This window comes from Fructilactobacillus fructivorans, from assembly GCF_000814735.1.
GTDB lineage: Bacteria > Bacillota > Bacilli > Lactobacillales > Lactobacillaceae > Fructilactobacillus > Fructilactobacillus fructivorans.
In genome coordinates, this window is record NZ_JOJZ01000010.1 from 107,129 (window position 1) to 119,960 (window position 12,832).

The 12,832-nt window shown below is 36.0% G+C and carries 12 protein-coding genes; all 12 read left to right on the forward strand.

The window, feature by feature from the left end; genetic code table 11:
* Positions 1-12 precede the first annotated feature (12 nt).
* The 12 genes from recG to trmD all read left to right on the forward strand — a co-directional run bounded on the left by recG (position 13) and on the right by trmD (position 12,794).
* Positions 13-2,043 carry an ATP-dependent DNA helicase RecG gene (recG, locus tag LfDm3_RS02815; RefSeq protein ID WP_039143970.1) on the forward strand — a complete coding sequence of 677 codons (2,031 nt, stop codon included), beginning with the start codon at positions 13-15 and terminating at the stop codon, positions 2,041-2,043.
* A 15-nt stretch (positions 2,044-2,058) separates the two neighbouring features.
* Positions 2,059-3,090 carry a phosphate acyltransferase PlsX gene (gene plsX, locus LfDm3_RS02820; protein WP_156112343.1) on the forward strand — a complete coding sequence of 344 codons (1,032 nt, stop codon included), beginning with the start codon at positions 2,059-2,061 and terminating at the stop codon, positions 3,088-3,090.
* Positions 3,091-3,102: 12 nt separating this feature from the next.
* A complete protein-coding gene (locus LfDm3_RS02825) occupies positions 3,103-3,375 on the forward strand; it encodes an acyl carrier protein (RefSeq protein ID WP_052236584.1) in 273 nt (90 codons plus the stop codon).
* A 103-nt stretch (positions 3,376-3,478) separates the two neighbouring features.
* The gene (gene rnc, locus LfDm3_RS02830; RefSeq protein ID WP_010021506.1) at positions 3,479-4,186 is read left to right on the forward strand and encodes a ribonuclease III; all 708 of its coding nucleotides are present in this window, start codon (positions 3,479-3,481) and stop codon (positions 4,184-4,186) included.
* Positions 4,187-4,199: 13 nt separating this feature from the next.
* Entirely contained in the window at positions 4,200-7,736 is a 3,537-nt protein-coding gene (gene smc, locus LfDm3_RS02835) for a chromosome segregation protein SMC (protein WP_039143974.1), read from the forward strand.
* Positions 7,736-9,031 (forward strand): signal recognition particle-docking protein FtsY, encoded by a 1,296-nt coding sequence (gene ftsY / locus LfDm3_RS02840; RefSeq protein WP_039143976.1) that lies wholly within the window; start codon positions 7,736-7,738, stop codon positions 9,029-9,031. The genes smc and ftsY overlap by 1 nt, the downstream gene beginning before the upstream one ends.
* A gap of 12 nt (positions 9,032-9,043) precedes the next feature.
* Positions 9,044-9,385: a putative DNA-binding protein gene (locus LfDm3_RS02845; RefSeq protein WP_010021503.1), complete on the forward strand. Its 342-nt coding sequence runs from the start codon at positions 9,044-9,046 to the stop codon at positions 9,383-9,385.
* A gap of 10 nt (positions 9,386-9,395) precedes the next feature.
* Positions 9,396-10,841: a signal recognition particle protein gene (ffh, locus tag LfDm3_RS02850; RefSeq protein ID WP_039143978.1), complete on the forward strand. Its 1,446-nt coding sequence runs from the start codon at positions 9,396-9,398 to the stop codon at positions 10,839-10,841.
* Positions 10,842-10,930: 89 nt separating this feature from the next.
* Positions 10,931-11,209 (forward strand): 30S ribosomal protein S16, encoded by a 279-nt coding sequence (rpsP, locus tag LfDm3_RS02855; protein WP_010021500.1) that lies wholly within the window; start codon positions 10,931-10,933, stop codon positions 11,207-11,209.
* Between the two features lie 10 nt (positions 11,210-11,219).
* Positions 11,220-11,468, forward strand: coding sequence for a KH domain-containing protein (locus LfDm3_RS02860; RefSeq protein WP_010021498.1), 249 nt, complete (start codon positions 11,220-11,222; stop codon positions 11,466-11,468).
* A 55-nt stretch (positions 11,469-11,523) separates the two neighbouring features.
* Positions 11,524-12,039, forward strand: coding sequence for a ribosome maturation factor RimM (rimM, locus tag LfDm3_RS02865; RefSeq protein ID WP_039143980.1), 516 nt, complete (start codon positions 11,524-11,526; stop codon positions 12,037-12,039).
* A 2-nt stretch (positions 12,040-12,041) separates the two neighbouring features.
* The gene (gene trmD / locus LfDm3_RS02870; protein WP_039143982.1) at positions 12,042-12,794 is read left to right on the forward strand and encodes a tRNA (guanosine(37)-N1)-methyltransferase TrmD; all 753 of its coding nucleotides are present in this window, start codon (positions 12,042-12,044) and stop codon (positions 12,792-12,794) included.
* The last annotated feature ends 38 nt before the right edge of the window (positions 12,795-12,832 follow it).

The window sequence follows — 12,832 nt, forward strand, 5'->3', positions numbered from 1 at the left end:
GAGGTGAATTTTATGAGCGGCTTAGATGATAATGTGGCAACTCTAAAGGGAGTTGGACCTAAAAAGATTGAAGCTCTTGATGATTTAGGCATTCGGACTGTCTACGATTTATTAACTTATTTTCCGTTTCGATATGAAGATTTTCGAACTAAAAATTTGGATGAAATTTCTGACCAACAGGTTGTAACTTTGAAAGGTCGAGTTGCAGTAACTCCAACTGTGAACTTTTTTGGCAGACGGCGAAGTCGGTTAACCATTAAATTACTGGTGGGTCATGATGTAATTCCGGTGACCTTTTTTAATCAACCGTGGTTAAAAAAACAAGTTGAGACTGGGGATGACATCCTCATTTACGGAAAGTTTGATGCTAACAAGAAGTCAATGGCTGGAATCAAAATTTTAAAACCCGGTGATGGAGAGAAATTTGGCTCAATTTATCCTGCCAATCATAAAATTACGCAGAATACAATTCGACAATTGGTAACCGAGGCTTATGATCAGTATCAAGATCAGATTGAGGACTTTATACCCGATTGGATTCTACAAAAATATAAATTAGAGAATTTAAAAAGTGTCATTACTAATATGCATTTTCCAAAAAATCATCGGGCAGCTGCTCTAGCACGGAGAACTGCCAAATTTGACGAATTCTTTTTATTTCAAATGCGTATGCAAACTTTAAAGCAACAAAAAGAGGCGGATGCAAGTTCGGTTATTATCCCCAAACGTTCGGCTTTGCAGAAATTTATTGCTGCTCTTCCTTACCGATTAACTGGTGCACAAGATAAAGTGGTAACTGAAATTTTGGCCGATTTGGGACGTCCTTACCAAATGAATCGTCTTCTTCAAGGTGACGTTGGAAGTGGTAAAACCGTTGTGGCAGCCATTGCCATTTATGCTGCCGTTTTAGCGGGCAAGCAGGCAGTAATCATGGCACCAACTGAAATTTTGGCTGAGCAACATGCCAATAGTCTGGCAAATTTATTTGAAAATACTAAGGTTAACATTGGTTTACTTACCGGAGATACTTCTAGATCAGCTCGTAACGAGCTATTACCTCGAATTAAAAATGGCGAGATTAATTTGGTAGTTGGAACGCATGCTTTATTTCAAAAGGAAGTTAAGTATCAAGACCTTGGACTTGCAGTTATTGATGAACAACATCGTTTTGGAGTAAATCAAAGGAAAGCGATGCGTGAAAAGGGACAGGCAACTAATGTTCTTTCAATGACAGCTACACCGATTCCACGGACGCTTTCAATTACAGCTTATGGTGAGATGGATGTATCTGTTATTGATGAATTACCTGGTGGAAGAAAGCCAATTAAAACCGCCTGGATCAAGAATCAACAAATTGAAACCATGCTTAAATTTGTAAGGAAACGATTAAATGATGGCGAACAGGTATATGTAGTAGTTCCACTCATTGGTGAATCCGATGCGGTAGACATGCGAAACGTAACCGATACCTACCAAAGCTTTAAAGCCGAATTTGGTGATCAGCATGCGGTTGGACTACTTCACGGTCAGATGAATGATGAAGATAAAAATGAAGTCATGGATGCGTTTAAAGATAATAAGATTCAAGTTTTGGTTTCTACAACTGTGATTGAAGTGGGAGTGGATGTTTCAAATGCTAGTACCATTGTCATCTATGATGCTGATCACTTTGGACTAGCCCAACTTCATCAGCTTAGAGGTCGTGTTGGGAGAGGAGATCAGCAATCATATTGTATTTTAATTGCCAATCCTAAAAACGAAACTGGCCGCAAACGTATGAACGTAATGTGTTCCTCAACTGATGGTTTCTTTATTTCGCAAAAAGATTTAGAATTAAGAGGTCCTGGGGATATTCTTGGTAAAAATCAATCTGGAGTTCCAACCTTTAAAGTTGGAGATCCAGTAGTAGACATTAACATTTTAAGTACCGCACAGACGGTTGCAAAAGAAATTGTTGATGATAAAAACTGGGAACAAGAACCACAAAATCGAATGTTAGTAAAAAGACTTAAGTCTTTGAATCAAGACGTTAAGTTTGATTAAGGAGCTTTGCTTATAATGATAAAAATCGCTATTGATGCAATGGGTGGAGATAATGCACCAAAAGAAATTGTTAAAGGAGTTGAGCTTGCCCGTAATGAAATAGATAACGTGGAATTTCAACTATTTGGTGATTCTACCCAAATCAATTCTTTGTTGAGTAATAAAAAGCGGATTAAAGTGATTCAATCAGATGAAGTTATCAAAATGGAGGACGAACCAGTTCGAGCCGTTAAAGATAAGAAGAATTCTAGTTTAGTTATGGCAGCACGAGCAGTCAAAGATGGTTCTGCTGATGCTTTTTATTCGTGCGGTAATACTGGAGCGATACTAGTTGCGGGATTACTGATAATTGGAAGAATCAAGGGGATTGATCGTCCCGGACTAATTACGACCCTTCCCGTGATTAATAATGATACTGGATTTACTTTAATTGATTGTGGAGCGAATGCTGATGCCAAAGTAGTGAACGTTTACCAGTACGCTCTTCTTGGAAAGTATTACGCAGAAAAGGTCCTTAAAATTAATAATCCCAGAATTGGATTAATCAACAATGGAACTGAGTCTGATAAGGGAAACAAAATTCATCAAAAGATGTATCAAGCTCTCAGTCAAAATGATGACATTAATTTTATTGGCAACATTGAATCACGTGGATTGTTGGACGGAATTACTGACGTTGCAGTGACCGATGGTTTTACAGGCAATGCCGTGTTAAAGAGTATTGAGGGAACGGCACTGTCTATGATTAATATGTTAAAAGATGGTATTATTAATGGTGGATTTGGCTCCAAAATGGGAGCTTTATTATTAAAAGATACATTAAAAAAGATTGCTCACAAAATGGATTACACTAAGTATGGAGGTGCGGTCTTACTTGGATTAAGGGCTCCGGTGGTTAAAAGTCATGGAAGCAGTAAAGCTAAAACCGTTAGAAACACTGTAGTTCAAATTGAACAAATCATTACTTCTAACTTTGTGGGATCGGTGAAAAATTATTTTTCTAATCACACTGACGAGATGGATGACATTAAAAAAGGTGAGCAGTAGGAGGAATCACTAATGGATAGAGAAATAGTATTTAAAAAAGTAGCAGAGATTACTTCGAATCGTTTTAAGGTTCCAGTTGATAAGGTCACTGATGATTTAAACTTCACTAATGATTTAGGTGCCGATTTTATTGACATGGCGGGGTTTATTGTGGAACTTGAAGATGAATTTGGTGATGTATTTACCAGTGAGAATACTGAAAATATTAGTGATGTTAGCGACTTGGTTGATGTGATTATAAGAGACACTGATCCTAAGTCCAAAAAACACATTTCAAAGAAATAAATGATTCGTTATGATGACGAGTCATTTTTTATTATGCAATTATCGGATTTTAGGCATTAATGATATAATTAAAAGAAAAATGTTACCTTTGGAGGAAATGGAATTGCAAAAGCAGTTTGATGACTTGTTAGAAGACAAGTTCAATATTAAATTTAACGATGAATCACTTTTAGATGAGGCCATGACACAAGCTTCATATGTTAATGAGCATCCGGGTCAGGGATTAAAGTTTTATGAACGTTTGGAATTCTTGGGGGATGCCGTTTATCAGTTAGTGGTTTCTGACTACATCTTTAGACGTTTCCCTGAATTACCACAAGGTCGATTGACTAGATTAAGGGCGGCCATGGTTAATGAACACAGTTTTAGTCGGTTTGCCCGTGAATGTCATTTTGATAAGTACATTCGTTTAGGTAAAGGCGAAGAAAAAGCGAATGCTAGGCAACGTGACTCACTATTATGTGATATTTTTGAGTCATTTATTGGAGCAGTATATTTAGATCAAGGAATGGCAACCGTTAAACATTTTTGTGAAATTGTTATTTTTCCTAAATTGGATGAGGGTTGGTTTGACGAGTTTTTTGATCATAAAACTGAGCTTCAAGAAGTGGTTCAAGAGGATGGACCAGTCGACCTAGATTATGAATTAGTTAGTGAAGATGGTCCTGACAATGACCGTAAATTTAAAGTAGCCGTTAAGATCAATGGGAAAGAAATGGGAGTTGGTTTAGGTCATTCTAAAAAAGATGCTGAACAGAAGGCAGCTAAAAAGGCCTTAAATGAACTAGGAGTAAGCACAAGTATTAAGTAAATGAGGCATTAAGGTGAAGTTAAAATCAATTGAGATTGCGGGGTTTAAATCCTTCGCAGATAAAACCACAATTGACTTTCAGGACGGATTGACAGGAATTGTTGGACCCAATGGTAGCGGGAAAAGCAACGTTATTGAAGCAATTCGCTGGGTATTAGGTGAACAATCCGCCAAAACCTTACGTGGTAAAAAGATGTTAGATGTGATTTTCTCTGGGTCCAAAGGGCGCAGAGCTCTTAATCGTGCGGAAGTTAGCATTGATTTTGATAATTCAGATCATTTTTTAGACTCAGATTTTACTGAAATAAAAATTACCCGTAAAGTTTATCGTAATGGTGAGAGTTCTTATTCAATTAATGATAAAGAATGTCGACTTAAAGACATTAACAATCTTTTTATGGACACAGGTCTAGGTGAAGGATCCCTTTCGATTATTTCGCAGGGGAACGTAGATGAGATTTTAAATGATAATGCTGAAAAGCGGCGTTCAATTATTGAAACGGCAGCTGGAGTTTATCGATACAAGAAACAGAAAAATGAAACCGAACAAAAATTAGCAGATACTCAGGGAAATCTTGACCGGATTTCAGATATTATTAATGAATTAGATAAACAGATGGGGCCATTAAAACAGCAAAGCGAAAATGCTTCGCTGTATTTGTCTAAAAAGAAGTATTTGGATCGCTTGGAGTATTCACTGCTAACATTTCAAATTAAACAGCATGAAGATAGTCGCTCGAGTCTAAACTTTAAACTTAAGCAACAGCAAAATGATTACAATAAATTAAAAGCCAAAGTTAATTCAATTCAAAGCCATAAGCGGAAGTTAACTTTAAAAATTAATGAGTTATCACGCGAGCGTGAAAGCCTTCAAAATCAACTATTAAATAATACTAAGAAGCTTGAATCAGCTAATAGCGCACAAAAGTTATCTAAACAACGACGTGAATTTAACCAACAAAAAAATGTTGACTTGAAGAAAGAATTAAAAGAACTTCGAATCAAACTGGATGATGTGGTTCAAAATATTAATGATAATCAGAGTCAAATTAATAAAAAAAGAACCATTATTTCTAAACTTAATCAAGAAATTAGGGAATCTAGAGTTGCTCATTTTAAGGAACGTTTAGTAGCAAAGCAAGCAGAGTTAGAAGATACTAGAAATGATTACATAGATTTGATGCAGTCACTAGCTGAAGCTAAAAATGACCTTAAACTGATGCAGAAGTTATCAAAACGTAGTGACAATGCATCACAGGAAAAGGAACAAAGAATTGTTACGCTTGATAAACAAGCGAGTCGATTAAGGCAACAGCTGGACGTTTCAAAGCAGGAATTCTTAGATCTTACCGATGATCAAAAAAGAATTGCAAGTAAACTTGAGCAAGTTAATGGTTCCCTCGCTAGTTCGAATAAAAAGACAGCAGAAATGCGTAAAAGATGGTATGGGGCACTTCGAGTCTTTCAGGAGACCAAAACCGAACGTGATAGCATTAAATCAATGTTAGAAAATCATAATTCACTCTATCGTGGGATCCGTAACTTATTAAAAGAGAAGCAAGATCTGCCTGGAATTAAGGGAACTGTCAGTGATTTTATCGAAGTACCTGATAAGTATGTCTTTGCAATTGAGACGGCTTTAGGAAGTAGAATTCAGCAGGTAATTACTAGAAACGTCCATGATGCGAGGGATGCTATTAAGTATCTAAATAAAAATAAACTCGGTAGGGTAACTTTTTTGCCAATGAATGCTGTTAATGAACGTTATTTAACTGTAAATATTTTAAATAATGTGAGTCAAATGGATGGTTTTGTTGGAGTTGCCGCTGATCTGGTTAAGATGCCATCCGAAATGACGAGAGTTAAGAATCATCTCCTTGGTGGAATTATTATTGCTAACGATTTAAAAACTGCTAATGGCATTAGTAAAGCAATTAATCATAGAAATCAGATTGTGACATTGAATGGCGAAGTCATTAATGCTGGGGGTTCAATAACTGGCGGTTCTAACCGAAATCAAGCTAATGGATTGCTGAGTCAAAAAGAAAAGTTGACCCAATTAAACCTTCAGGTTGATCAGATGGATCAAAAAATGAATGCTGGAGAGAAAGCCATTAAGCGTGCCCAAGGGAAGCAAAAGGATCTACAACTTCAACATGATCAGATGTATCAGGAATTAAGTGAAATCAAGAGTAAAATTAAGGTTAAACAAGGGGATATTAACGCTAGTCAAAAGAGCTTAAGGGAAACGCAGCGAGATGCCGATGCATTCCGTTTACAGTTAAAAAATGCGTTTAGTGATCACGGTAATAATGAATCAGATGTTTCTCAAAAGATTGATGGTTTAAAACTTAAAATTAAACAAAATCAAACTAAAAACACATTGGTTAAAAACGAAATTAAACAGCTAAATGGTGAAGTTAGTAAAAATAGTTCATTGATTTCAGACATAAAGGAACGTTTAATCCTTGCAAAAGAGCAAAATAAGCAACTTGAGAAAACAAAAAATTCACTGATAGATCAAAGAAATAGTTTGAAGAACCAATTGAGCGAATTAACGAGTAACATGAAAGCCTTGAATCAATCAATGAAACAAGATGATGACTTCACTCAGGTAGATGTTTTGGCTTTAAAAAAGCAGATTGATGAAATCAAAGTGCGACTTACCAACCTTAATCATCAGGTAAATGATGCCAGTCAAGATGATCAAAATGACGAACGTCAGATTAATCAAGGGCAAGATCGTTTAATTTCTCAAACACAAGTGATTCAAAAATTAAAAGCAAGGGTAAAAGTAGTTGAGAATAACCTTATTTCAGAACATCAGCGTCTCCAAACATCATTTAATGAAGATCAATCAATAGAGCCAGTTGACTTTAACTTAGACAAAATCAATTCATTAATTCAAGATTATCAACGGAAGATTGATAGCTTGGGTCCAATTAATATTAATTCGATTGATGATTACTCAGAGATCAAGGAACGGTATGATTTTATGAATCATCAATTAGAGGATTTGATTGAGTCTAAGAAGCAATTGGTTAAAATCATGAATCAGATGGATCAAACGGTAAAAGTTAAATTTAATGAGACTTATGATAAAATTGCAACTGCATTTAGTCGTATTTTTCGGAACATTTTTGGTGGTGGTGAAGCCCGCTTAAAGATGGACGATCCGCATCACTTGTTAACAACGGGAATTGATATTTTAGTAAAGCCACCAGGTAAAAGATATCGCAACTTAAATCTCTTATCCGGTGGTGAAAAAGCGTTGACCGCACTGGCATTGCTTTTTTCAGTTTTAGAGGTGAAACCAGTTCCGTTCGTTATACTTGATGAAGCTGAATCAGCCCTTGATCCTGCAAATGTGGATCGGTTTGCTCGGTATATTCAGAGCTTAAAGGATAAGACGCAGTTCATAGTAATTACGCATCGAAAAGAAACGATGGTCTATGCTGATTATTTGTATGGAGTAACAATGCAAGATTCTGGAGTATCAAAAGTTGTGTCAGTAAATTTGGATGAGTCCAAGAAGCTAGGAGAAAAATAATGGGTTTATTTGATATTTTCAAAAGCAAAAAGAAAGATTCCGAGGAAAAAGCAAAGAAACAGAACCAACAAGAGGATCATGAAAAAAAGGAAGATAATAATTCTGAATTAAAACAGAAAGATGAGAAATTAAAATCAGATGAGCAGAGTAAAAATGAGCAAAAATCAGCCGATAAGTTAACTAAATCTAAAACAGAAGAGAATTCAGAAGCTCACCACGATGAAAAGAATCGGGCAGCCAAGGTCTCTGAAGAGACAGAAGATAAACAAGCTGAGACAAAACAAACGGTTCCTTCGGAAGATAAATCGCAAAATGAAGATCAAAGAACAGAGGAGAATGATAATGAACCAAAACCGGAGTCTAATGAGAAAGCTTATGAACATGGTTTGGCGAAATCCCGTTCTTCATTTGGACAAAAATTAAATGCTTTATTTGCAAATTTTCGTTCGGTTGATGATAACTTTTTTGATGATTTAGAGGATACTTTGGTTGAATCAGACGTTGGATTTGAAACGGCCATTCAATTAACCGATGAATTAAAAGAAGAAGTTAAACTAAAAAACGCTAAAAAACCCAAAGATGTTCAAAATTTAATCGTTCAAAAGATGATTGATTTGTATGATGCCCCAAGTGACAAAGATAATGCCATTCAACTCTCAAAGGACGGTCCAACGGTTATTTTGTTTGTAGGTGTTAATGGGGTCGGAAAGACTACTACCATTGGTAAGATGGCTAATAACTACAAGCAACAAGGTAAAAAAGTTCTTATGGCTGCTGCTGATACTTTTCGGGCTGGTGCAATTGAACAATTAGATGAATGGGCCAAAAGAGATGGCGTTGACATCGTCAAGAAAGAAGCTGGGAGTGACCCGGCATCGGTTGTTTTTGAAGCTGTCGATAAAGCTAAGAAAGAAAACTATGATGTTTTATTTGTGGACACAGCTGGTAGATTACAAAACAAGGTTAATTTGATGAACGAACTGGCTAAAATTAATAAAGTCATTAAACGAGAAATTCCAGCTGCTCCTCAAGAAGTTCTATTAGTAATTGATGCGACGACCGGACAAAATGCATTAAATCAAGCTAAGATGTTTAATGAAATTACTGATATTACAGGAATTGTTTTGACTAAGCTTGATGGAACCGCTAAGGGTGGGATCGTGATTGCGATTAAGAATAAGCTCAACATCCCCGTCAAGTTTGTTGGACTTGGAGAAACGGTTAACGATTTACGCCCATTTGATTCTAAGAACTTTATTGATGGGTTATTTAAGGGATTAATTCAAAATAATTAGTGGTGAAATGCAATGGACATTAAAAAGAATAATCGAATTAATGCTTTGTACGATTTTTATGGCGAATTATTAACTAAAAAGCAAGCTGAATACATTCAAGAGTATTATGCCGATGATTTTTCATTAGGTGAAATTTCCGAAAACTTCGATATTAGTCGTCAGGCAGTTTATGATAATATTAAGAGAACGGAACAAATTTTAGAAGATTACGAAAGTAAAATGCATTTGTACCAGTTATTTGTATTACGCAATCAGCAAACCGATGAAATCAGAGATTATGTAAGAAAAAATTATCCAAATGATACGGAACTAAATGAATTAGTGGATCACTTAGAAATTACGGAAGAAAATTAGGGGTGAAAAAATGGCTTTTGAAGGTTTAACCGATCGATTACAGAAAGCTTTTAAAAACTTAAGAGGAAAGGGCAAAATTAGTGAGTCGGATTTACGTGAGACTATGCGTGAAATCCGACTGGCTTTACTTGAGGCTGATGTTAACTTTAAAGTGGTTCGGCAATTTGTTAAAACAGTTCAAGAAAAGGCTAAGGGAGCTGACGTTCTGGAAGGATTAAATCCTGCTCAGCAAATTGTTAAAATTGTTAACGATGAGTTAACTAATATGATGGGAGAGTCGGCCACTCCCCTAGTTAAGTCGGATAAAATTCCAACCGTTATCATGATGGTTGGACTACAAGGGGCAGGTAAGACGACATCAGCTGGGAAGCTTGCAAAAAAGCTTAAAACTGATGACCATGCTCGTCCATTGATGATTGCAGCTGATGTTTATCGGCCAGCTGCGATTGAACAATTAGAAAAAGTTGGAGAACAAGTAGGTGTTCCGGTATTTCAAGAGGGAACCGATGTTGATCCAGTTCAAATTGTTCAAGATGGATTAAAGGAAGCCGACAAAAACAATAACGATTATGTTTTAATCGATACTGCTGGCCGTCTTCAAATTGATGAGAATTTAATGGATGAGTTGAAAAACATCAAAAAAGTTGCCAACCCTAATGATATCCTTTTGGTTGTGGATGCGATGACCGGTCAAAGCGCGGTTGATACCGCGGTTGGTTTTAATGATGCTTTGGATATTACTGGTGTTATTCTGACCAAATTAGATGGTGATACTCGTGGTGGTGCTGCTTTATCAATTCGAGCTGTTACCGATAAGCCCATTATGTTCGTTGGTCAAGGTGAAAAGCTAGATGACCTGGATGTCTTTCATCCAGATCGAATGGCTTCGCGAATTTTGGGGATGGGGGACATGCTTTCCTTCATCGAAAAAACTCAAAAAGAATATGATGAAAATCAAGCTAAAGAGTTAACTGAAAAAATTAAAGAAAATTCTTTTGATTTCGACGATTTCATTGATCAATTGGAACAAATCCAAAAGATGGGTCCCATTCAAGATCTAGTTAAAATGATTCCAGGAATGGCAAACAACCCGGCTTTAAAGAACTTAAATGTTAATCCCAAAGATCTTGATCATATTAAGGCGATTATTTACTCGATGACTAGTGAAGAACGTTCCAATCCAGATGTCTTAAATCCTTCGCGACGACGTCGTATTGCCCGTGGTTCTGCTCAGCCTATTCAACAAGTTAATCGACTTATAAAACAGTTCGATCAAATGAAGAAAATGATGAATAAGGTTTCAAATGGAAATATGTCTGGATTATCTAATATGATGAATTCTGCCGGAATGGGTGGCGGAATGACTGGAAAATTATCTAATCTTGCTATGAAGCGAATGGGTAGAAAGATCAAGAAAAATAAGAAGAAAAGACGTAAAAACAAGAAACGTCATTAATTTGGCGCTGTAAAGAAAAAAACCTTTACATCATTAACAATTATTGTTAATATTAATAATTGTTAAGATAATTAATAGGAGGTGTATTTATGTCATTAAAAATTAGATTAAGAAGAATGGGTTCAAAGAAGCGTCCATTTTACCGTATTGTGGTTGCAGACTCACGTAGTCCTCGTGATGGTCGTTTTATTGAAAACGTTGGTACTTACAATCCATTAACTGAACCCGACCAAGTAACATTAAAAGAAGAATCAATCATGGACTGGTTAGAAAAAGGTGCTAAGCCTTCTGATACTGTTCGTAATATCTTGTCAGATGCAGGTCTTATGAAACAATTACATGATGCTAAATTAGCAGCTAAGAAATAAGTGATTGACCATGGTTAATTTTGATAATTTAATTAAAACAATCGTTAAACCATTAGTTAAATATCCTGATGATATTAGTATTTCTCATCAAGATACTGATCAGTTTAGCGAATATATACTGTCAACCAATCCCAATGATGTGGGCCGAATTATTGGTAAAAAAGGTCGTGTAGCTCAAACTATTCGAACAATAATTTATAGTGTGCACGTTAATGATGGAAAACGAATTAAACTCGTTATTGATGATGGCAAAGACTAACTCTTAGATAAAACTCGTTTTTATTTAAGAGTTTTTTTATAGAAATAGGTGAATTATGGAATACTTAGAAATTGGTCGACTTGTTAACACTCAAGGCATCAAGGGTGAAGTACGAGTACAACCCAATACTGATTTTATCGATGAGCGTTTTAAGGTAGGTAACCATGTTTTTGCTTTTCCGAAAAATGGTAACATGGAAGAACTTGAAATTGATGGTGTAAGGAATCATAAGGAATTTATTCTGTTGCACTTTAAAGGCCGAGATTCCATTAATGATGTTGAATACTTAAAACCTGCAATACTTAAAATTGATGCTAACCAAAGAAAGACCTCTGATTTAAAACCTGGTGAGTATTTTTATCAGCAAATCATCGGATTAGACGTTGTCGATGAAAGCGGTAATCAAGTTGGTGTTATCAAAGACATTATGGATATGCCAGCAAATGATGTTTGGGTAGTTGATCGAAAAGACAAGGACGACCTTTTGTTACCAAAGATTGATTCAGTCGTAAAGAAAGTTGATATTCCTAATCATAAAGTGATTGTGGAATTAATGGAAGGAATGGAATAAAGATGAAGATCGATATATTAAGTCTTTTTCCAGAGATCTTGAAGGGACCATTGAGTGAATCAATTATTGGAAAGGCAGTCGAAAATAAAATTGTAAACATTGATATTACTAATTTTCGGGACTTTTCCACTAACAAACATCATAATGTTGATGATACACCGTTTGGTGGAGGAGCCGGGATGTTACTCAAACCGCAACCCATGCTGGATGCTTTTGCTCGTACCCAACAAGTTTCAGTAGAGCAGGGTTATCCAACTGGACGGGTAATTTTAACCGATCCAGCTGGAAAGAGGTTTGAAGAATCAGATGCAGTTGATTTGGCTAAAGAAGATCATTTGACCTTTTTGTGTGGTCACTATGAAGGATTTGATGAACGAATTAAATCAGTTGTGACGGATGAGTATTCAATTGGGGATTTTGTTTTAACGGGTGGTGAATTACCCGCCTTAGTAATGATTGATGCTACTGTAAGATTGATTAAGGGAGTCCTCGGAAATCAGGAATCTGCTCCTGATGATTCTTTTTCCACGGGATTACTAGAATACCCCCAATATACACGACCAGCCGATTTCAGAGGATCAGAGGTTCCACCAGTTTTGACGAGTGGTGATCATCAAAAAATTGCTGACTGGCGTCAAAAAGAATCTTTACGAAAAACGTACTTACGCCGACCTGATTTAATTGATTATGATAAGCTTTCTAAGAAACAAAAAGAATTACTAGCGGACGTTAAGATTGAAGAAGAAAAGAAATAGGTATTGAGTTTAATTATCAATGTGTTATAATTTTAAAT